The organism is Daejeonella sp., from assembly GCF_044348475.1.
GTDB lineage: Bacteria > Bacteroidota > Bacteroidia > Sphingobacteriales > Sphingobacteriaceae > Daejeonella.
Genome location: NZ_JBIKSU010000003.1, coordinates 13,675 through 36,723, shown reverse-complemented (window position 1 = coordinate 36,723; position 23,049 = coordinate 13,675). Strand labels below are relative to the sequence as shown.

Sequence of the window (23,049 nt, the reverse complement as noted above, 5' to 3'; positions counted from 1 at the left end):
AATAGATTGAAAATCACATAGATTGAAGCGAAGCTTCAAGGCTATCTGTGTCTAAAATGTTGGATAGAAACTATAAATTGCTATGTTCCTATGTGGTTTTTTTAAAAATTATGTCGAGTTCACGTTAAATTAACCTGCATATTATCTATTTAACCACAATTTTTCGTTTTACCATATAGTCAAACACCAAAGATGCTAGGTATTGATACCCATCTTTATTGGGATGAACTCCATCTTTCTTTGTCATTAAATTGGCTTTCCCTTTAAAGGGGCGGGTAAGTTCAAGAAAGTAAGTATTTTCGGTATTGGCTATCTTCTTTATTCTTTTCCTGAGCTCCCAAATCCTGGGCCTTCTACCACTAAGGTCTGTAATCCGTTCTGGGCTTAAACCTTCGGTCTGAATAACCATATCTAATGGACTGCATATAACAATCCTGCAATTCGGATTAATCTTTCTGATCAGGGAAATATAATCTGAATAGTCTTTTTCGAATTTGTTGATATTTTCCCAGTTGAGACGTGGACTGCCAACAGTTTCATTCGTCCCGGCTTTTATGATTACTATATCAGGCTTAAAATTCTGTAAAGAGTCTATGAGTGGCCAAAGATTCGGTGTCCCAAATCTGAGTAGGGTTGCGCCCCCAATACCAAAATTTTTGACATCATAATTGAGGTATTGCCCTTGTTTTAGCATGGAAGATAACACTGCAGGGTAAGATTCTGTTAAAGGTTCTATCAGCCTCGCTCCTGCTGTAATGCTGTTGCCTATGCAGGCAATTCTTAATTACTGAGTCTTAACGGCAAAGGGAGAAAGTAGGCAAAATGTCATGAAAGCAAATCGTAATAAAAGCGATGAAGATTGAGTAGTTTGAACTTTTTTCAGCATCATGATTTTCAAATAGAATTTACATGGTTCAGCCTTCTACTTTTTCCGGCTTCATCCCATAGATTGCAATTTCTTAATTTCCCGAATATCAGCAAGATCTTGATTCCGTCCAGATGCATGCTTGTTAATAAGAAAGTCATCAAGACCAATATAATTAAGAATGAGGTCATTTTCCAAATGAATTATTTGCATACCATTAATTGCATCAGCAATTGCGACACTTGCATAAGGTAAATTAAAGTGAGTTAGCCTTACTATTGAAATCCGATTACAATAGTGAGTTTAAAATACTTTTTTAAATTTTTGCTTTTTCTTTTCATTAATATTTTTTTTTTAAATTTCGTACATTAGTAATAAAACCAGTGTATTAAAGTACATCCCAATAATATGAGCCGTATAGGTATTTAAAAGTTTTGAATCTCTAAATGTCCATTTTTGAGTACTGAGCATTTACTACTTCGGTCGCGATGCTTAGCAAAGTCAAATACTCTTAGATTCAAACCATTCTTGACGATTTAAAAAGACAACAATAATTCAATGAATAGTCACGCCGTCAAAACATCCGAAAACAAGAGCCAAGCCATTGCCAACAGCGCACCAAAACTGCAAGCTAATAGCGATTCCTCGGTTCAGTTTATGGACAACAGACCTGAAGCTGTTGCTCAAGGAGAAATGAATGAGATGGTAAATAATAGTCCGCAAGTTTCGCAGCTAAAGTCGTTTCAGGAAATGGTAAACAACAGTCCCCAGTCTAAGCAAACTGCTCAATTACAGACTATGGCTGATAATTCTCCTTCTCAAAAGCCGCAGCTTATCACAAGACAAGGAGAAGAAAACACTCCAGAAGAATCCGAAAGAGCAAAACCGCGTTGGGGTGAGATCAAATCTAAGGTGGACGAGTCGCGCGAGTTCAACTCCAAAGATACACGGGCCAACGTGAGGGCATACCAAAAAGAACACCCAGAAATGAAAGGAATGGTTAATTCGGCCGGTGGAGCCTATCTCGCTAACCAGATGAACCTAAAGAACTCAGCAGAGGACCCAGAGGACCGCAAAAACATCGGACCTACTGAGGCGTACATGGGCAAGAAGGAGGATGAAAACTCTACCCAATCGCAGCATCTGAAAAAATTCGCTGAAGGAGGCCACGCTTTTATCAAGCACTGGGCACATCGCAAGGTGCTTGGCATGGACGCAGACTGGAATTTCAAGGGCTGGGGCGAAGACGCTAACTTTGTTGGCACCCCAAGCGCAGCGCAGAATATGGTTAACGAAGCAAGCAAGCCAGGCGGTTTCGGATTATATCATCTCGAGAAGAAATTGGGTGTTGCTGATGGAGAGTGGGTTGAGGCTTGTAAGCCAATCGGGTATGGCATCTGGCGATACCATTTGAAAAATCCTGAGGCTCTTCACATTCGTATGGCCAGCGGGGCCGAGAAGAATGCCTATAGCCCCTATTATGAAAAGGAAGACAAGGGTGGTAAGTTCAAGGAAGGCGAGTGGGTGCCCAAGGGAAAAACTCTAGGCGGCGCGGATGAAGCAGTGGTAGATTCACTTCCTCGCGACAAATTCTTCAAGGCGGTGGCTAATGGCAGCATCCAGATCGAGTTAGAAAACAGCATGCAGGAGAATACCGAACGCGAGTTGAAGGAGCAAAAGCGAGATTGGAAAAAATAGCGGCTAACATGATCCTTTTAATGCGAGATTTCTGTGTAATCCGCCTATAGAGGGTTTCATTATCCACCGGCATGGCTGTTGCTAAAGTAAAAAAAGGTTGAAAAGCTAAAATAGGTTAACTAATAGTTTGTTATTGGGTTGTTTATGGTGATTACTTTCCGATACAGAACTTACTAAAAATCGTTTCCAGCAAATCATCCGTAGTTACCTGACCGGTTATTTCACCAAGATAATAAAGAGCCTGCTTAATATCTGAAGCCAAAAAATCTGAAGTTATGGGGTTATCAATATTTATAAGAACGCGGTTCAGCGAATCTTCGGTCTTTTGTAGCGCTTCTAGGTGACGGATATTGGAAATCAGGACATCATCTGTATTGATGGAGTGAAGATTTATTTTGCGGAGGATTTCTTGTTTTAGTAAGTCAATACCATCTTTATTTCGTGCTGAAATGAAAATAAGATTGGAGGTCTGAGCTCTGTTATCTGTTGTCTGTTGTCTGTTATCTGTTGTCTGTTGTCTGTTATCTGATAACCGATAACTGATCACTGACAACTCCCCTTCAAATTCAGCAGAAACCAGATCCCTCTTATTAACAACTACCAGGAAAGGTATATCCAGCTCATTCAAATACTTGACCTGAGTTTCAATTTCCTTTACATTCTGCTCAGGATCAACTAGATAGATAATCAGTTTTGCTTGCTTGATCTTTTCATGGGTGCGCTCCACTCCTTTTGCTTCAATGATGTCCACAGTTTCACGGATACCTGCGGTATCAATAAAACGAAAACGGAGCCCGCCGATGATCATTTCATCCTCAACTGTATCACGGGTAGTACCGGCTATCTCAGAAACAATGGCACGTTCTTCATTTAAAAGGGCATTCAGTAAAGTTGATTTGCCAACATTAGGTTTACCAGCAATAACTACAGGAACCCCATTTTTCATGACATTACCCTGCTCAAATGATTGAATCAGACGGTGTAAGATGCGCTGAATCTGATAGATAAGTCCTTTGAGCTGTTCCCGATTGGCAAATTCAACATCTTCTTCACCAAAATCAAGTTCAAGCTCAATCATGGCTGCAAAATGGATGAGCTGATCACGCAAATGCTGCAGCTCTCCTGAAAAGCCACCACGCATCTGCTGCATAGCCACCTGATGCGAGGCCTGTGAGTTAGAAGCGATCAGATCGGCTACAGCCTCGGCCTGCGAAAGGTCGAGCTGACCGTTTAGAAATGCTCTTAGGGTAAACTCACCTGGATTAGCCGGGCGGGCACCTTTACGAATGAGCAGTTTAATGATACTTTCAATAATAAATGCAGAACCATGCGTAGAAATTTCTACTACATTTTCGCGGGTGTATGATTTAGGTCCAACAAACAAAGAAACCAAAACCTCATCAATGATTTGATTACCCTCCCTGATGGTCCCAAAATGAATAGTATGGGTATGCTGTATACTGAGGTCTTTACCTGCAAAAACTTGGTTCACTAAAGCAATGGCATCGGGTCCGGAGAGCCTGATCACTCCAATAGCCCCTATTCCAGAAGGTGTTGCCAGGGCAATGATGGTATCAGAAGTATAAACAGGAGTATCAGACATAAATGTTTTATTATTACTACAAATATCGTGATTCTTCAGACAGCATAAAAGGAGATTTTGCTTATAGAATATTGGTGCTAGTTTAGCAAAGGCGGTTATTTATTGCACTGCCTGCGTTAACGATGGCAGCGGCATCCTTTTTGGCTTTTTGGAGCCAAAAAGATAGAGCGGACAGCGTGTTAAAACGCCCAAAATCTATTAAATAGATCAGATTACATGTTAAACCTATACATTGAATAATGAAAATACACTTCAACATTTATGTATCAAACTTAAGTCAAGCACAAATGAGTACTCCTTATTCTGCTCAAATGAAATAAATCTTAACCCCCATTTTTTCTGTATTTATAAATTCAGTAATTTACCCTTCAAATAACACTACCGCACTGGCGTGATAAAAACAAATATAACATCGATGAAAAAGTACTTTCTTCCCATTGTTACCATTCTGATTTCTTTAGGAACTGCATCTGCACAAAACCAGAAACAAATAGAATCGAGCTTCGATAGCAATCTGAGCAGCGATAATATTGGAAAAACCATCAAAGAACTAACCTTAAAACCTCATTATTTAGGTTCTGTTGGAAGTAAAGAAGTTGCAGAAAACCTATTGGCCAAATTCAAAAGCTATGGCTGGGATGCAGCAATTGAAACCTACCAGGTGTTATTTCCTAGTCCGAAGGTGCGTATACTTGAAATGACGGCTCCCACAAAATATAAAGCCATACTTAAAGAACCGGCCTATAAAGAAGACGCTACTTCAGGACACCCTGATCAGCTTCCATCGTATAATGCTTGGAGTGCAGATGGTGATGTAAGTGCAGAACTCGTATTTGTAAATTTTGGCTTGCCAGAAGATTATTTAACGCTTGAAAAACTAGGTATTGATGTAAAAGGAAAGATCGTGATTGCCCGTTACGGCAGATCATGGCGGGGAATTAAGCCAAAAGTAGCTCAAGAACATGGAGCAATCGGTTGTATCATATACTCCGACCCCAAAGAAGACGGATATTATCAAGGCGATGTGTATCCAAAAGGCAGTTTTAAAAACGAATTTGGTGTTCAGCGTGGTTCAATTATGGATATGGTTATTTATCCTGGCGACCCATTAACTCCATTCATTGGAGCAACGCCAAACGCAAAACGATTGGCCCGTGAGGATGCTGAAAATTTATTGAAGATTCCTGTTTTACCCATCAGCTATCATGATGCACAGCCCCTGCTTGAATCGCTTGGCGGCCCTGTTGCTCCTGAAGATTGGCGTGGCGCATTGCCTTTCACCTACCATATTGGTCCGGGAAAGACATCTGTCCGTTTAAAACTAGAATTCGACTGGAAAATCGTACCTGCTTATAATGTAATTGCTAAGATCAAAGGATCCGAATTTCCTGATCAATGGATCGTTAGAGGTAATCATCATGATGCCTGGAATCCGGGCGCTAATGACCCAATCAGTGGCATAGCAGCGATGATGGAAGAAGCAAAATCAATTGGTGAATTGATAAAAAATGGCTACAAACCGAAACGAACATTGGTTTATTGTGCATGGGATGCAGAAGAACCGGGTCTGATTGGATCAACCGAATGGGTGGAAGATCATCTGGCCGAATTAAAGCAAAAAGCTGTTGTTTACATAAATTCTGATGGAAACGGACGTGGTTTTCTATCTGCTGCTGGCTCGCACGCATTAGAATCTATGATTGACGGAATAGCAAAAGATGTGATCGACCCACAAACCAAAGTCAGTGTTTTTGATCGCCTAAAAGCAAGAGAAGTAGTTTCAGCTGGTTCTGATAAAGCAAAAAAAGAGAGTATGGCCAAAAAGTCAATGAGCATCAGCGCATTGGGCTCAGGTTCTGATTATTCGGGCTTCCTGCAACATGCTGGTATCCCATCTTTGAATATAGCCTTTGGCGGCGAGAATCCAGGTGGTGAATACCATACGGCCTACGATTCTTATGATTTTTACAGCCGATTTGGCGATCCCGGATTTAATTACGGCCGTGCGCTTTCTCAAACAATTGGGCGTGCGGTACTTCGAATGGCTGATGCCAACACGCTTCCATTTGAGTTTAAAAATCTTCATAAAACCATATCTTCTTATGTAGCTGAAATGATCGGCATGACTGATCAGATGAGAGAATCAACGGCAGTTTATAACCAGGTAATTTCAGGGAATAATTATCAGCTTGCTGCTGATCCTGCAAAACCAGAAAAGTTGCCAATTCGGAAAACAGAAGTGCCTTATATTGATTTCTCAGCTCTTCAAAATTCACTGGTTAACTTAGAGTTGTCAGCAACAAGTTTATCTGACAGAATAGCCAAAGGAAACATCTCTTCAACTTCTTTAAAGGCACTAAATGAAGCACTTTATAGGGCAGAACAAAAGCTTCTGACCACAGCTGGCTTGCCACGACGCCCTTGGTATAAACACACCATTTATGCTCCAGGGTTTTATACCGGATATGGTGTAAAAACAATGCCTGGAGTGCGCGAGGCTATTGAACAACGCGATTGGAAAGAAGCTCAAGATCAGATTGAAATTGCAGCAAAAGCAATCAGCAGATTGGCTGAGCATTTGAATAATACAACAAAACTAGCAGATTAAATAGACTTACGAATTTACTTAGGCACCTTGAACGTTAAATTCGTCAGTCGCTTTCTAGCGGCAACTGACGAAATCAATTTTCTAAACGCTTAGGCGATTTCGTAAGTGGTTTTATTCGATAAAAATATCGAATAGATTAACTGTGCTATTGATTCACAATCTCCGTAACCTTTCCTCTTCTGCCTGCAGTATCAAATGCTGCGAATCTTAATTTCCCTTTATCTGAAACCGGACCGGTATAAGGTGTGCTTTTAGAACCAGGCTCTGAGCCATCAACCGTATACCTGATGGTTAAACCGGGCAGCTGAATATTAGCATAAACCTTTGCATTATCAGATTTTAAGCCCACATCAGGAATGCGATACGAATACCCCCCATTATAATAATTTAAACGAGGCAACTCACGCTTTCCAACAGTATTTGCAAAGGTTGTTAAGGCATTGGTATAATACAAATCATTCAGTGCAGAACGCTCGCCCATGGCCCATTCAGGTTCTTTTGCCCAGGCACGCTCAGCCATACCCAAAAGCTTTGGCAGCAACATATATTCAAGTCGCTCAGCAGTTACGTTGTTTTCAGACCATAGCAAGCCCTGTAATCCTACAATATTAGATTTACCATAATCTGTAAGTCTGATCATTTTAGTCTGATCTAGATTCTTGATGGGCATGCCCTGACCATCTTCCTTTATGTTCTTCAAAAAATCAAAAGGAATAAAATAGAAAGGTTTATCAAGGTCAACCATTCCACCCCATTTTAAACCAGGCTCAAAATAAGAATTCGTGTATGCCAGATCGAAATATTGATTGGATACAGGAGAAAGAACTACCTTATAACCACTATTCGCTAATTTATAGGCCAAGTCTTCAGCACCCCAGCCAATCACATTATTCCAAACATGTAATTGAAAATGTTGATTCCCAAAATCAGGATTGGCAATATAAGTTGGCTTTCCATCTAGTATGGTCTTACGCATTCCTGCTTCTTCCCATCCTGAAATAAATAATCCTCGCTTTTTAGCCATCTCATTTAAACGGCCAAAATAATAATACCACAAATCATTGGTAGATTTTATAGCTGGATTAGTGCTTTTAAGTTTTTCATAAGCTGGTGATTTTTCCCATACTCCTGGAGGCACTTCATCACCACCATAATGAATAGTTTTCAATGGGGCTCCGGCCTCCTTATACATCAGGATCAGATCATCGGTCACCTTTTCAACAAAATTATAAACAGAAGGCAAAGCCACGTCCATCACATTATCTTCCCAGCCTTGAACAGAGCGATATTTGGTTTTATCTAATGGATCAATCAATCGGTATTTCGAAGCCTCTGCAGCTTTACCAGCCTTCATTAACTTAGCATAACGGTTCTCCATGGCCTTGATTGCTGCACGGGCATGCCCCGGCGATTCAATCTCAGGAATAACCTGAATATGCCGTGCTGTGGCATATTTCAAAACATCAATAAAATCTTTTCTACTTAAAAAACCGCTGCCAGGCATTTGATTTGGAACTCCACCAGAAGCAAATGAAGGCTGAAGATTATTTTTATTATCTAAGGTATGTCCTCTTACACTACCAACCTGAGTTAATTCTGGAAGTGAAGGAATTTCAACACGCCAGCCTTCATCTTCTGAAAAGTGAAAGTGGAATACGTTCAGCTTATACAAACTAATCAAATCAAGAACCTTTAAAATCTGCTCTTTTGTTTGAAAATTTCTAGCTACATCGAGCATAAAGCTACGATAGCCAAAGCGTGGTTCGTCTTGAACCTCAACTAATTGAATAGCAATAGAAGCCTGCTTAGCTTTCCAGCTAAGAGGTGGAATAAGGCTCTTGAGTGATTGAATTGCATAAAAAGCACCTGCCGGGCTTGAAGCAGAGATTTGTATTCCTTTTTGAGTAACCTGAAGTTTATATTCTTCTATAGCCAATTTAGAATCTCTTCTCAAAATAATTTGGCCTTGCTTATTCATTGAAGGCTTAGAAATCAAAACTTTAGCTAGTTCATCTGCCAAATAAGCTGCCTCCTTACTAAACCATGGATCTGCTGAAATTCCAGTAGTTTGACTGATCGTAAACTCACCAGCATTCACCTTAATGGTTAACGGAGTTGGGAATATTGGAGGCAATTTCGAAACAGATACATCTTGAATATCCCTATTTTTTGAATACACAAAGGCTGGATCCATCCATGTTTTAGATGCAGGAAGTGCCTTTATAAATTCAGCTGAAGGCTCTGGATAAGTACACTTAACTGGTATAGCTTTATTCGGTGAATCATCAAATACTAGATAAAACCCTTGCGGCGATTGAGTTACATTGTCTATACTCCCGGTTTTGACCATCTGGAAATTGATCTTTGCTCCTGCCGAGATCCCGTCAGAAGCTGCATTGGGCTCAATTTTATACAAATCACCATTAATAAATGACATAGTCAAACCTCTACTATCTGGCTTAAGTATATCTGCACCATAATTAAAATATAAACTCCAGCCATGCGGCGGAAGGTCAATTTCAGATCCATTCAGTATTGACAATACCGATAAGGATTGATTCTTACCTTCATAATTATTTTGAATGGGTTGCCATTGAACACTGATATTGTAGTTCTTAGCTTGAGAAAAACCAGTAAGACTGGTGAATATTACAGCAATCAACGACAGAATCAGCTGTTTTTTTAGGATATGTAAACGCATGATATATTTTTATTTATAATCCGAAATTACAAATTTATCCTCACAGGTAAATGCATGAAAAACGTGACCAATTTAAGAGAATTACTTCTTGACTTGGATCTCAATTTTGGAGCTGCCAAGCTTACCTTCCGGGCTGATTCCCTGAACCACAACTGTGTATTTATTTTCCTGGTCGGAGGTATAGAAGCTGATCGTTTTCTTCCCCTTTGAGTCAATTTTTAGATCAGGTGACCAATAAAGAACATTTCTAAAATCAGGAAGCCGTTCAGAAACTTTAGCCTCGGTATCGTATATGGGCGAGTAGAACTCTCTTTTCAATTGCATTCCTTCGTAATCCATTACAGTTGCTCGTGGATCCAATTGAAAATCAGGCAGGTTACCCTTATAAGTTTTGAGGTTCAGGATACTATTGAACATTAGCGGTCCAAGAAAATACCGCTTTGCCACAACTTCCAATTCACGAACTTTCTTTGGATCATATTTAATGATCTTATTACCACGGTCAAAAACGGGCACTCCATCTAAAAGAATCAAAGGCTCTACGTTTCTTGGAAAATCATTTGGATGAGGCCTAACTCTCACCAATATGGTAAATTCATCCTTTTGTCGCATCAAAGGCACTTCAGTAACATATTCTCTCAAAACCTCTTCCATGGTATTGAATCTGACAAAATTATCGAGTAGGTATGTTTTGTCAGACTTGATATAAAAAGCAGTACTGTCTGTTAGCGCAGGATAAAAAGTCTTGAGCTTATCACCCGCAAAAATAGTTTGTACCTGACTACTGACACTTTGGTTCAGGATACTGGATTTGAATTTTTCGGATAAATTCAAATTATATGGCCTTGAAGAAGAATATTTTTCAAAAAATGGATTTGAAATATCGATTCTGTATGTTGAATCTTGCTGATATTTTGTTTGTACAACAAGTTCAGAAGGTCCAAAAATATCTCTAGTATAAAACCTGACCTGGCCACTATTATTGCTTTTAGATCCGTAAATATGAAGTTTTTTGCCCGGTACAGCCAAATATGACATAATACCTATTGCCGATGCATTCGTTCGTGTATCCACTGTTCTTCCGTTGATAAGATGACCATCAATTTCAGGAAGAAATTCAACTGATGGAATTGTATTTTTCAGTAAATCCTGCCAAACAAATCTGCGCCAGCCATGCGTTAGCATCAGGTTATCTAAAGCTTCTTTGCTAATGGCGTCATTGGTATTGAAGTAATATGCAGGAGATTCAACATTGCCCTTTAAATCTGATTTTAGCCATAAATAGTTGAAAATATCTCCATTATCTGATTCCAGGCTATCTGTTGCATAAACTGATACCGAAGCATCTACCGCAAGCGATTGTCCCTTTTCGTCTTTAGTATCCAAATTGATAGTTACCTTTTTTCTTGGTGCATATTTCTGTTGATTAGTACTGGTACTAATCAATAACTTACTAGTAGGTTTCTTAAAAAATAAGCGCTCAGCAACTGCCTGACCTAAATCATTAAATAGGGTCAATTGGGAAATACCCTCTCCAAGCATATTTTTATCAATCAAAAACTCTGCTTTTCCCATATTCAGATCAGCAGATACCTTCATGATTTTTACCTGTCTGGTATGGGCAAAAAGATGTACCTTATTATTAGTAGAAACTCCATTTGTTTGCACACTGAGTCTCAATTTATCATTTTGATTATCAAATAATTGAATAACGTATCCTGTTTTTGCGATTGGAATTTCTCTACTCATGCTTTCACCGGGCAGTTCAATCAAGGCCCTATAGGTTTTTCCTGCCTCAGGAATGAAAGAAAAACTACCAATGCCAAATTTCAAAGGTTTAAACCTGAGTAGCACTGCGTTATTCTGATCAACCAGAGTGCCATTGAAATCAACACCTTTGCCCTGATCATCTATGGCTCTGTAAGCCACTTTTCCAGGTAAATTTTCAATGATCTGTCCTCCTTCGGGAAAGAACTGAACATCATATTTAACAGCAGCCTTATTAGACTGAAGATTTTCAGGTTTTAACAAAGAATTGATGATGCTAATGTTTTTATTGAAAAAATAATCAGGGCTAAAATTTTTCATCCAGTTGGTATAGGCTCTGAATTGATAATTTCCAGAAGTTAATGAAACTGGTAAATACATTGAACCATTCCCGGTGCCCTTTTCAATTGAAATCTTTGCTTGCAAAATGGGCTTTTGATTTTTATCAATTACTTCTACATAGGCTATCTTACTTAAGTCTAATAACTCATTTGTAGCACCTGAGGTATAATAAAGTTTAAACCAAATGATCTCACCTGCCAGATACATTTCGCGATCTGTGTGCACAAATATTTTTTCCTGTAGGTTATTTGCATTAAAATTTTCAAATCGAGATGCAATACTATCCAGATTTACTTGCTGAGCCTGAACATTAGAAATTAAAGCCAACAAAAAAAATATCCATGCGAATTTAAAGGTCAAGGCAGAAGGAATATGTATTGTTTTGCGCATTTTAAAAGCTAATTATTTATTCGATCTACCAAAAAACAGGCTTAATACTACTCCCTTTTAACCTACAATCAAGGCAATTGGCAGTACTTCCATTGTAAGTTTCTATTTTACCACTTGCTCCCAAATTGGATATAGTAACCAAATTTTTTCCATCCTTGAAGTAAGCGTCCAAACTGTCTTTTCGATTAGGAACCGTTAGTGTACCACAGTTCATGTTAAAATTCCATCCTGGAACCTGAGTATAGTTGATAAAAATTCGTTTCTCCATAATGCCAGAAATGGTCATAAACCCGATTACCATTTCATTTGGATCTGTAATGCATTTAATATTTCCGTTAATCTCTGAAGGTTGAATATCAAAAAATGAACCCTGTTGTTCAGAATTTTTCTTCATGATACTCAAATATTCAAAAGCTTCCTGACCTATTGCATATTGTTTGGTAAGAATACTATATCTCACATCTAGTTTTTCGGCACGGTTTTGAATAGTTACCAATGGAAAACGATGCACCACATCTGAACTAAGTTTTGCAGTTGAGGCAATTAATAAGCCAGTAGATTTTTCATTCACATAACAGGTAAACAAAGCGAGCATTTCATTCTGGTCTCTTGCTACCATAACACCATTTTTATAAATATTTTCTGAATAGGCAGAAGAACGAATCTCCCATGTTTCCTGATAGTCCCATTGATAATACCTGGTATTATTTTTACTATCGTGGGCATTCACATATATTTTAACTCCTTCAGTTGTTTTTTCCCAATTCACACTGTCAATGGCTGGTGTGGTACGAACAGTCATCAGATCAGACAGGTATTCTTTACCTGTAGCAGTCTTTATTCTAAGTCGATATTGTTGATTAGGGTTTAGATTCAATTGGGTTGCAGAATAGGCCCCGGCAGTATTCTCAGTAAGTGGAAAAATCGTATTATTTTGACCCTCAACCTGTACTTTTGCCTTTGTTTCATTACTTGCCTTTAACTTATCGGCCAACTTCAGTGTGCGGCTTAAATAAATAGTAGTCTGGCCTGCAGTATTAATTACACCCTCTACTACAAGTAAGCTTGGCGATTCTGTGATTCCATCATGTATAAATGGCTTTTTACAAGCCAAACTAAAAAAGAGGATAGATACAATGAGTATAGTTATATAATTTTTTTTCATCACGTTAAAACCTGATATTATAATTAATAAAAGGAATGGCATTTCCGAAAATGGATAGCTGATACCCTTTGATTACTCCTTTTTCTGAAACAAAATAGGTTGAATAAGCATTATCTCTGCCAGTAACATTGTAAATGCCAATAGTCCATGAGCTATGTGTTAACTGATGGATTTCATGATTGCCTTCAATATTGAGTGAAAAATCGGTTCTGAAATAATCGGGGGCTCTGAATTCATTACGGCCCGAATAACTGGCTCTCAAAGACCCTGCATAATAGTATTTTCCAACAGGTACCGTAATTGGTCTTCCAGTGCTGTAGGTGGTGTTAAAGGAAGCACTAAACCTATGTGAGAATCGGTAGTTTCCAACAAAACTGAAATCATGAGGTTTATCAAAATTAGCAGGATAATAGTTTCCCTGATTTACAATCTGACCCGCATTCGGATCATCCGACATCAATAAAGTACGAGAATAGGTATAACCAACCCAACCATTTAGCTTACCACTTAACTTCTTAACCAGAAATTCAACTCCATAGGCCTTGCCTTTGGTGTTAATTACATCTGTTTCAATATGGTGGTTAAGAACCAATGAAGCACCACTTTTATAATCCAAATAATCTTTTAACCTCTTATAATATCCTTCAATAGAGGTTTCAATGGTATTTGATTTAAAATTCTTGTAAATGCCCAACGAAACCTGATCACCATACTGAGGTTTAATATTGGGGTCACTGAGTTTCCAAATATCGGTTGGTGAAATTGCTGTACTATTAGTTAACAGATGAATATATTGTCTTAGCGTATTGTAACCAGACTTAATAGAAAGATCCTCAGTAATCTGATATCGTGCCGATAAACGAAGTTCTGGGCCATGATACGTTTTGATCAGATCACCTTTTGCGTATGATTTAGTTCCAATGCCATTAATCTGCTCCTTGGGCAACCCAGGAGCATATAAATTAACACTATTTGGACCCAGGTAATTAAACATCGAATACCGAAGTCCAAGATCTAACGATAGGTTTGATGTCAAATCAAAGCGATCACCAATATATGCGGCACTTTCAAATGCCTGTTCAGAAGCAAGTGCATCAGGTTTCACTAAAGATTTAGAACCTAAGGGCTGAAACGATCCCGGATGAAGGTTGTAGCGAGTAGTACTTAATCCAAAATCAATGGTATGTTTTGAGCTTAAATAATAATTGAAATTTGCTTTGCCATTGGTTTGATTAATATCAAAAGCCATTTTATAGGCATTTACAGGATTTTTATCACTCTGATTGTCATATTGATACCTGCTAAAACCACCAACAAATACTGCAGTTAGCTTATTACTGAATATATGCTTCCATTTCATGGACATATTCTTATTGCTATAAGCATAGCTAGTATCACTACTTAGATTTGAATTATCATCACTTAAATACCCTGTAAAATACAGGTTGTTCTTTTCGTTGATCTGATGGCTTAATCGAAGGTTCACATCATAAAAAGAGGCTTTGCTATTTTTATATCCTGAATCATCAGGTAGCATCTTCAATAGCCAGTTCGAATAGGTGGTTCTACCACCCAAAATAAATGAAGTTTTATCTTTAATAATAGGGCCTTCAATACTCATCCTGCCAGTTAAAAGACCAATTCCGGCCTTACCCGTTATTTTTTTTGTATTACCATCCCTACTATTCACATCAAGAACAGATGATAATCTACCCCCAAAGCGTGAAGGGATACTACTTTTGTATAACTCAACATCTTTAACCACATCCGGATTGAATGCAGAAAAGAACCCAAAAAAATGAGATGGATTATAAATAGTAAGATCATCGAAAAGAATGAGATTCTGATCTACAGCACCACCCCTCACATTAAAACCGTTGCCAGCCTCACCTACAGATTTCACCCCTGGAAGTGTCAACATTACTTTTATAATATCTGCTTCACCAAATGCAACAGGAACCTGTTTAATAGAACTGATGTTAAGCTTCTCCACTCCCATCTGTACATTCCTAACATTCTTAGAATTTTCGGCCGAAATTACAACTTCTCTTAGCGAAAGAACCTGCGTCTGAATCTCAATATCAAGTTTGCCCTCAGCATAAAGTACAATACGGCGTTTGGTATCAACGATCCCAAGCGCTTTGATGATCAATGTATGCGGGCCTTTAGGTAATACAAGCGAATAATATCCAAACTGATCAGTATAAGTTCCTATGCGGGGATTTTCAACAAAAACAGATGCTCCAATCACAGGCTCACCTGTCTTAGAATCTTTAAGATATCCAGCAAGTGATACATTACCCGGCTTATTTTGCGCAGATTTAGTACCGATCTGAACAATTTTATTATCAAGTGTTGAAACAAGCTCTGTTGAACTTGAAAGCTCAGCAACATTTGAAGGATCTTTTTGACTAATCCATCTTAAGGAATCCCTTTCTGAAGCAAAAATCCCATAAGGTAAAGCCGCAACGATTAGTACGTTTTTGGTTAAAAAAATATTATCCTGTTGATCAATAGAGAATTTGAATTCAGTAGTATTAAAAATCTTATTCAGGATGAATTGTACTGAAACTGCATTTGTACTGAGGTTTACCCTCAAACTGTCAAAATCTGCTGCTTTATAATAAAAATGATAATTCGTTTTTGATTCAATAGCTAAGACAAGTTCTGAAATTGTAGCGTTTTTAAAATCTACGTTGATCAGACCTGACTTTACCTGTCCTGATACCTGTATTATACCTAACAGCAAAAAAACAACTAGTAATAGGCTTTTAAATTTCATAGATCAATTCGTTAATTGATCATAATATGAAACCATCATCACTGTAGCTTTTTCAGGGTCTTTCTTAAATTTGATCGTACTCTTTTTGAAATATGAAAGAATCTCTTTCTGTTTATTTCCTAATGCCTTTAAAACTGATCCCGAACTTTGAACTGAAAAATATTTTCCTTCCTTTTTAAGGTAGATTTCATTTTTTTGTTTTAAAATTTTGGTAAAGATTCCTTCAGGTGAAACATCCTCTAAAGTGCCTTTATAACGTCTAACAAGCACCTCTGTTTTTCCTACATATATATGGTCATAGAAACCAGTAGTTAATGAATTGGAAGGGTCTTGAACAATCTTTTTAAATTCATGCCCAAACACAGAAAAATAATCAATTCTTTCTGTATGAAGACTAATTTGCGATAAGCTATCTAACGTTTGTATTACAACCTGATCTTTAACCAGGTCATACCACATTGGAATATTTTGGTAAAGCATACCATCGTAAAAGATTGTTCCTTTAGCAAAATTTGGCGATTCAAAAAACTGATGTCCATTACTCAGCTCATACGGATAACCAATATATCCAGGGCCATGATAAATTCCAGATTGTTCACCCAAAGCTTGATAGTATAGAGAAACCGTATTTTTTAGAGCAAGCTGATGAGCCTTTTTATCAGTTTGAGTTTGGCCAAACGATACTTCATGAATGAAACATAGAAAGATGATGGAAAAAATCAAGGTAACAGTTCTGAGCATAAAGTTATAGTAGCTTAGTTTTTATTGCTTAAATTCTTTAGTCAGATTGGAATTAAGTACAGAAACTACTTCGAATGTATATAAATTTTTATAAGCACCGGGGGGTGGGTTTGTAATATAACTGATAGAATTGAAGGTAAAATGAATTTCAGGTGTTCATGAATCAGAAATAGGCATTCTAGCGCTTACTAAGCTATAAAATACCCGCTCACGAAAATAAACAGGTAATTAGGAATACTGTATATTACAATTTTATCTTAGAAAACGTTGTTGAATGCTTATTTTAAAGCCTCCACTTTCCGTTCAATTGCACCTATAGTAATCAGGTATTGTGCAATCATATAAGTTGCCATGATCAAAACACCTGAAAAGGAAAAAGGTTCAACAAATTTATTATAAGCTAGTGCAGAATCAGAGATCACAAAAAATAGTGCGCCAAAGTATATCAGCCTAAAACTAAGCAGATTTACTCTTTTGTATCGGTAACCAGCCAATATTGCCATGATAGATATCACAAACATATAAGCCATGACCGGAATCCTGAAATCATTCAGATAATCGCGAATCCAAGAATAATAACTTAAAGAAAAAACTCCCATCACAAATAACATGAGGTGTCCATAATACTTTGATGCCTGAGGATTATTTTTAAAATCTCTAAAAAATGCCATCGAATAAACAATATGTGCCAATAGAAATGAGACCAATCCGTATAGAAAGAAATAAACATCACTGCTCGCAAACATCAAAAAACTATCACCAAACAGCGAAAAAAGTAAGCCTGCAAAAACCAACCTATTGAAACCTACATTCATATTGGCCTGCATATATAAATAAGCCCCCAGTGAAATACAGATTAACGGTTTTATAAAAAGAACGTATTCCTGAAATAATGCAGATTGAACAAGTAAATTTAGAATGACAATCACACTAAAAATAAGGGTGAATTTTTTATGATTTTTTAACATAAATTAGGCTCGCAAGAGTCGTTTAAACCAGATAAATGAAAGGATTACTAAACTAGTATTCCCGATTAATAATTGAATGAAAAATAATTCTGCATTAAAAACAAATGGGCTAAGAATCCAAAACAGGTAACGGAAATATTCCAGACTGATTGCCCATTTCTTTTGTTCCATCAATGAACCGTAAGCTGTAAGGCTCATAATGACCAAAATCACAGAGGCAATAAGCTGCAATACATGAAGTTTTGCAGCAGTAAAAATTAAAACACTTGCTATGATTACTGAAAAAACGAATTGAAAAAGAATATAAATAGTGAATCTCTTGTCGTAATCAGGACTATACTTAACATATGAATTGATACTTATTTCTTTGGGGAACTGCCTCCCACCCATCGCCTCCGGAAACCAGCCAGGTGACTTTGTGAATACAAACAATTTCTCCTTTATACCTTTTGCTCTATTAAAAGTAGTAAAGAGCTCTATCCAGTAATGAATATTTGCCCAAACTGGATTCCAGCTTGCTAAAGGCGTAGTAATACCATAAACAACCTCTTCTTCCTCCTTTTGGAAAGTACCGAATAATCGATCCCATATAATTAATGTTCCAGCATGATTTTTATCAATGTATTTTGGATTTGAACCATGATGAACTCGATGATGAGATGGAGTATTCAGGAACCACTCCAAAAAACCCATATCACCAATTGCTCTGGTATGAATCCAAAATTGATAGAGTGTATTGAATGCACTAACGGTAAGGAACATGACCGGCTCGAAACCAACAAATGCCAGAGGAAGATAAAATACCCATGAAAAACCCGATTGAAACCAGGATTGCCTTAGGGCAACGGTTAAGTTATACTCTTCAGACTGATGGTGAACTATATGTGCAGCCCATAAAGCATTAATTTGGTGACTTAATCGATGAAACCAATAATAAAAAAAATCTACACCCATGAACAGAATTAACCAGGTATATATCGTATTCGGAAATGAATAGAATCGCCAAGATTCGTAAATGAATAAATATCCAAAAAAGGTAATGGTTTTTAAAAATATTCCTACTAACTGAGAACCAATTCCCTGACTAAGATTTGCCAAAGAATCATTTAACCTATAATAGTTAAGTTTTTTATAAAAAGCGTAAATCAGCTCTACAGCAATCAAAATAAAGAAAACAGGAATGGAAAGGGCAATATAATCTACTTTCATAAATCCAATTTAGGCTTTTAACCTGAAGACAAAAAATCTGGATGAATATTGTATAATTCTGATGTAGGCTGTCTATATTAGCAGTCCCGAATTTATAATGCGGATACGCTAACCATATACTTTATAAATACTATTACATGAAACGATTTCTTCTAATTTTTGCCGCATCGGCAATTTCAACATTAAGCTTTGCGCAAACAAAACCATTGCCTACTACAGCTCCAGTATTCAAAACCTCTAGCGACTCTGCCAGTTATGCTTTTGGCGCAAGTATTGCCAATGATCTGAAATCACGTGGAGTCACAAGTTTGAATTATTCATTGATCTCAAAAGCCATGAATGATGTTTTATCTGGCGGAGTAGTAATTATGAGCCCGGAAAAATGCCAAGAAGTTATTTATACTTTTTTAAGTGCCATTGAAAAGAAAAAATTTGAGGGCTCGATTGCAACTGCTGCAAATTTTTTAGCAGAAAACAAGAAAAAACCGGGAGTTACTACGCTTCCAAGCGGTTTGCAATATGAAATAATAACTCCGGCAAGTGGCGCTAAACCGGTGGCAACAGATGAGGTTACCGTACATTATAAAGGTACTCTTACCAATGGGAGTCAGTTTGATAGTTCTTTAGATCGAGGTGAACCTACTACATTTACGTTAAATCAGGTTATCCCGGGATGGACCGAAGGCCTTCAGCAAATGTCAGTTGGATCAAAATACCGTTTCTTTATCCCTCATGCTCTTGGTTATGGAGAACGTGGAGCTGGAAAAGATATCCCTCCTTACAGTACGCTAATATTTGAAGTAGAATTAATCAAAATTGGGAAGTAGAGGGGAAAGGTGAAAGGGGAAAGATGAAAGGGGAAAGCTAAAAGGTGAAAGGTGAAAGGTTAAAGCTAAAAGCGGAAAGCGGAAAGGTGAAAGGGGAAAGCTACTATTGATTAGAATTCATTAAATGTTAGAATCAAAACATAACCAATAACTGATTAATTACCAGGAGCGCTAAAGCAAAATTAGCATTGTGCCGTTTTAGCACTAAACTCTATTGCTACTTATAAACTCTTTATTTTAAAAAATATTCCAGAAACAAAAACGCTTTTTCATTTGAATCTGGATTTGGGGTATGATCTGGCCGGTTGGTCATAGCCACTCTATTTTCATAGCCTAGAAGGCGATTTACTGCAAGGCTATGATTTAATGGAACCCAGCGCTTTTCAGGGTCTTCAGAGCCTCCCGAAACCAGAAAGGGCCTTGGAGCCATTAGGGCATGCAGTTCATGCAGGTTTAGTTGTTCTGAAATTAATCTGGGGTAAAGCCCTGTTGCCGGGTTTTGTGTTGTTATGATTCCTCTTTTACGCCATGGTTGAGGATGATACCCTAAATACCAGGGTTCCCAATAATTAACTGATTCTCTACTTTCATCAAAAACAATTCCAGGATCAGACCAAACGGCACAGGCGAATTTTTCATAAAGGCAGGAAGCAAACATACCCCACTTTCCTCCATAGGAATGACCCATGATACCAATTCGCTTGCTATCAACCTCCTTAACTTTTGCTAATACATTCCAAGCATTGGCCGCAGCATAGGCTAGCATAGACAGAGGCTGAACGCGGGCATTTTTTATATCTGGATAATACAGCGAATAGGTTTTATTGTTTGTAGTTTCTGTTGTTCCCAAAGAAAGTGTCACAAAACCACGTTTTGCAAGCTGATAAGCAAAATTACGATCAGGCAGATCAGCCCTTCCTAATCCAGCAGAAGTTTCGGGCTCGTAATAAACAGTAATCACTGCAGGCTTTTTGCCAAGCCCGTCAGGTATCATCAAATAAGCATCTGTCTGTTGGTTAGGAAGCCAGTAAAACCTGACCTTGTATTGAGTAAATCCATCCTTGCGAGTTGAATCTCTGATCTCAAAATTCTGATTTGTAATTAATGCAGGCCATGCCCCCATTAGACCATTCCATTTGGCTAGAATTTCTTTGCGTCTAATTTCCCAGTCCTGTTTATTTTTTACCTGTTTTCCGTTGTAAAATGTTAAAGGAGAACGATAATCGCCAAATTGGTCTTTAAATTCAAGCGGTGGAGTAAAATAGGTTGCTATTTTTTCAGGCAAGGGATTTCCCTTTTGATTCAGTTTCTGTGCCAGTACTGTTCCTCCAAAAAAGATAGCTCCAAGCGCCAATAATGATACTTTAGATAACGACATCATTTCAAATATTTTTCAAACCAATCGAGCATTTCGATCTTCATGTCGTCGGTGTAAACATGACCGGTATTTTGATAAATAATACTTTTAAACTTATCCTTCTCTTTATATAAAGAATAAACTGTATCGAGCTTTTTCTCCAAGACCTTCATCCCACTCAGTGGAGAACCACTATCACTATCACCTGTTAGTGCAAGAAATGGTCTGGGTGCAATAAGCCCCATTACCGCCTCAGTATCAAAGTGCTGAAGCATGCCTGGAACAAAATAATAGATCCCATGCGACTTCAGTTCACGTTGCTCGATGAGTTCTTTATATCGCGTAAAGCAGGCTACCCCTACCACAACTTTTATTCTGGAATCTAGAGCAGCAAGCCACCATGCACGAGTACTTCCCATGCTCATTCCTTCTACACCTATTCGATTCATATCAATTTCTGGACGACTATTCAAATAATCTAAAGCAATTTGCTCATCCCGAATCTGCATACCCCAAAGTGAACGACCAAACCATAAATTGATCTTAAACTGGGAGCCCTCTTGATCTGCTCCTTTTAATTGAGTTTCAAGCTCTCCTGCAGGCCCAGTACCTTTGCGTTCACCATTAAAATAACTGTCAATTGCCATTACGGCATAACCTTTAGATATCAATAGTGCTAAAACATCTTGGGCTGTTGATGAATTGGAACCCATGATATTCTCTTTACTGCTGCTATGGCCATGTAAACCTAACACAAGGGGTACCTTACCCTTTACATTTGACGGGATGGCAAGAAAACCTGGAATCCATCCATCTACACCATTATCGATCAGAAACTTTTCAAGAATGTATCCATTCATTTGTTTCTTAAAAACCGTTTGAATATTCAGATTTTTTGGGCGCGGTGGAATGTCTCCTAATAATTTTTGCAGTGTTTCAGCTACCTGAACGCGTTCTTTTTTCCATGTAGTAAGTTCTGCTGGGAATGTATAATCGGGATAATTCCATTTTTGATAATACTCAGGAACACCCGCCCATGGAGCCTGTTCTTTCCAAAGTACTTCTTGTGCACAAACAGAATAATTACCTGTTAAATAAATGAATGCAGGTAAAAAGAAATAAAAATATTTTTTCATAGCTGTGATATAAATTATCTAATAATCAATGAATAATTAGCGTGTATAAACCACTATGCTTTCCTTGCTTCAGCTATAAGTTTTGAAGAAAGTTCAGTTCCAAGGTATTTATCAATGATACTGTGAACCCCATACAATAAAGGTGTCATCAGTATGGCAACTACAAATTTATAGCTATAATTTACAATACCGATAGCTGCAACCATTTGCCAAGTCCAATTATATTGCGGATTGATATAGAAAGCAATAAAAATGACCACAAAGCTATCAATGAACTGCGAAGCAAGCGTTGAACCGGTAGCCCTCAGCCAAAGAAATCGCTCTCCTGTAGTTTTCTTAATCCGGTGAAAAATTATCACATCAACCATCTGTCCAATTAAAAATGCAATGATCGAACCTACGATAATCCACATTCCTTGACCAAAAATCGCACTAAAAGCGTTATTCATATTAATTGCTTGCCCATTAACAGTTTGATTGACCCAGAAATCAGAAGGTGCCAAATTCATAGCAAAGCCAACCACAAAAAAAGCATATGTAATTAGGATAGCAGCCAGAATAGATAAAAACCGAACCTGTTTGATTCCAAAATATTCATTGATGATATCTGTCATAATAAATATCAATGGCCAGGTTACTACACCTGCAGACATGTTGAATGAAAGATCAGGAACACCAAACATATTCATGTCGAATTTTTGAATACCCAATGACCCTTCAACTGTAAAGATTTTAACCCCAATAAACTCTGCAAGAATAGCATTTGCTATTAAAAAAGCACCCAGAACAAGAAAAAGACGACTTTCTTTGGTTTTATAAGTCATTTGTTTAAGATCTAATAACTGTTCAAAATAATAATTTAATCTGGATATTAATAGAAGATAGTAAAT

Annotated in this window: 16 protein-coding genes; 3 read left to right on the top strand and 13 right to left on the bottom strand. The window is 37.7% G+C overall.

What is annotated here, in order from left to right; translation table 11 throughout:
• Nucleotides 1–145: 145 nt before the first annotated feature.
• Together ACIQZ6_RS01725 and ACIQZ6_RS01720 are read right to left on the bottom strand one after the other, a co-directional pair.
• Nucleotides 146–769: a GDSL-type esterase/lipase family protein gene (locus ACIQZ6_RS01725; RefSeq protein WP_395807721.1), complete on the bottom strand. Its 624-nt coding sequence runs from the start codon at nt 767–769 to the stop codon at nt 146–148.
• Nucleotides 770–937: 168 nt separating this feature from the next.
• On the bottom strand, nt 938–1,078 hold the full coding sequence (locus tag ACIQZ6_RS01720; RefSeq protein ID WP_395807574.1) for a hypothetical protein: 141 nt from the start codon (nt 1,076–1,078) through the stop codon (nt 938–940).
• Between the two features lie 345 nt (nt 1,079–1,423).
• On the opposite strand from ACIQZ6_RS01720, the gene ACIQZ6_RS01715 reads away from it, so the two are divergent.
• The gene (locus tag ACIQZ6_RS01715; protein ID WP_395807572.1) at nt 1,424–2,563 is read left to right on the top strand and encodes a hypothetical protein; all 1,140 of its coding nucleotides are present in this window, start codon (nt 1,424–1,426) and stop codon (nt 2,561–2,563) included.
• A 151-nt stretch (nt 2,564–2,714) separates the two neighbouring features.
• Here ACIQZ6_RS01715 and mnmE read toward each other — a convergent pair whose 3' ends face one another.
• The gene (mnmE, locus tag ACIQZ6_RS01710; protein WP_395807570.1) at nt 2,715–4,166 is read right to left on the bottom strand and encodes a tRNA uridine-5-carboxymethylaminomethyl(34) synthesis GTPase MnmE; all 1,452 of its coding nucleotides are present in this window, start codon (nt 4,164–4,166) and stop codon (nt 2,715–2,717) included.
• Between the two features lie 415 nt (nt 4,167–4,581).
• On the opposite strand from mnmE, the gene ACIQZ6_RS01705 reads away from it, so the two are divergent.
• Complete coding sequence (locus ACIQZ6_RS01705; protein WP_395807568.1) at nt 4,582–6,774, top strand: transferrin receptor-like dimerization domain-containing protein; 2,193 nt, start codon at nt 4,582–4,584, stop codon at nt 6,772–6,774.
• Between the two features lie 145 nt (nt 6,775–6,919).
• Here ACIQZ6_RS01705 and ACIQZ6_RS01700 read toward each other — a convergent pair whose 3' ends face one another.
• The 7 genes from ACIQZ6_RS01700 to ACIQZ6_RS01670 form a co-directional block, all read right to left on the bottom strand.
• Entirely contained in the window at nt 6,920–9,475 is a 2,556-nt protein-coding gene (locus ACIQZ6_RS01700) for a family 20 glycosylhydrolase (protein WP_395807566.1), read from the bottom strand.
• 81 nt (nt 9,476–9,556) lie between these two features.
• Nucleotides 9,557–11,974 carry a hypothetical protein gene (locus ACIQZ6_RS01695; RefSeq protein WP_395807564.1) on the bottom strand — a complete coding sequence of 806 codons (2,418 nt, stop codon included), beginning with the start codon at nt 11,972–11,974 and terminating at the stop codon, nt 9,557–9,559.
• A 25-nt stretch (nt 11,975–11,999) separates the two neighbouring features.
• Entirely contained in the window at nt 12,000–13,139 is a 1,140-nt protein-coding gene (locus tag ACIQZ6_RS01690; RefSeq protein WP_395807562.1) for a DUF4249 domain-containing protein, read from the bottom strand.
• A 4-nt stretch (nt 13,140–13,143) separates the two neighbouring features.
• Nucleotides 13,144–15,921 (bottom strand): TonB-dependent receptor domain-containing protein, encoded by a 2,778-nt coding sequence (locus ACIQZ6_RS01685; RefSeq protein WP_395807560.1) that lies wholly within the window; start codon nt 15,919–15,921, stop codon nt 13,144–13,146.
• A 3-nt stretch (nt 15,922–15,924) separates the two neighbouring features.
• On the bottom strand, nt 15,925–16,662 hold the full coding sequence (locus ACIQZ6_RS01680) for a hypothetical protein (protein ID WP_395807559.1): 738 nt from the start codon (nt 16,660–16,662) through the stop codon (nt 15,925–15,927).
• Nucleotides 16,663–16,940: 278 nt separating this feature from the next.
• The gene (locus ACIQZ6_RS01675) at nt 16,941–17,630 is read right to left on the bottom strand and encodes a lysoplasmalogenase (protein WP_395807557.1); all 690 of its coding nucleotides are present in this window, start codon (nt 17,628–17,630) and stop codon (nt 16,941–16,943) included.
• A gap of 3 nt (nt 17,631–17,633) precedes the next feature.
• Complete coding sequence (locus ACIQZ6_RS01670) at nt 17,634–18,839, bottom strand: sterol desaturase family protein (protein WP_395807555.1); 1,206 nt, start codon at nt 18,837–18,839, stop codon at nt 17,634–17,636.
• Between the two features lie 137 nt (nt 18,840–18,976).
• Between ACIQZ6_RS01670 and ACIQZ6_RS01665 the strand changes: the two genes are divergently transcribed.
• Nucleotides 18,977–19,666 (top strand): FKBP-type peptidyl-prolyl cis-trans isomerase, encoded by a 690-nt coding sequence (locus ACIQZ6_RS01665; RefSeq protein ID WP_395807553.1) that lies wholly within the window; start codon nt 18,977–18,979, stop codon nt 19,664–19,666.
• 232 nt (nt 19,667–19,898) lie between these two features.
• On the opposite strand, the gene ACIQZ6_RS01660 is transcribed toward ACIQZ6_RS01665, so the two are convergent.
• Genes ACIQZ6_RS01660 through ACIQZ6_RS01650 form a run of 3 tightly spaced genes read right to left on the bottom strand, consistent with a single transcriptional unit; the run spans nt 19,899 to nt 22,983 of the window.
• Nucleotides 19,899–21,047, bottom strand: a complete 1,149-nt coding sequence (locus ACIQZ6_RS01660) for an alpha/beta hydrolase family protein (protein WP_395807551.1) — start codon at nt 21,045–21,047, stop codon at nt 19,899–19,901.
• Entirely contained in the window at nt 21,044–22,159 is a 1,116-nt protein-coding gene (locus tag ACIQZ6_RS01655; protein WP_395807549.1) for an alpha/beta hydrolase, read from the bottom strand. The genes ACIQZ6_RS01660 and ACIQZ6_RS01655 overlap by 4 nt, the downstream gene beginning before the upstream one ends.
• A gap of 53 nt (nt 22,160–22,212) precedes the next feature.
• Entirely contained in the window at nt 22,213–22,983 is a 771-nt protein-coding gene (locus ACIQZ6_RS01650) for a queuosine precursor transporter (RefSeq protein WP_395807547.1), read from the bottom strand.
• Between the last annotated feature and the right edge of the window lie 66 nt (nt 22,984–23,049).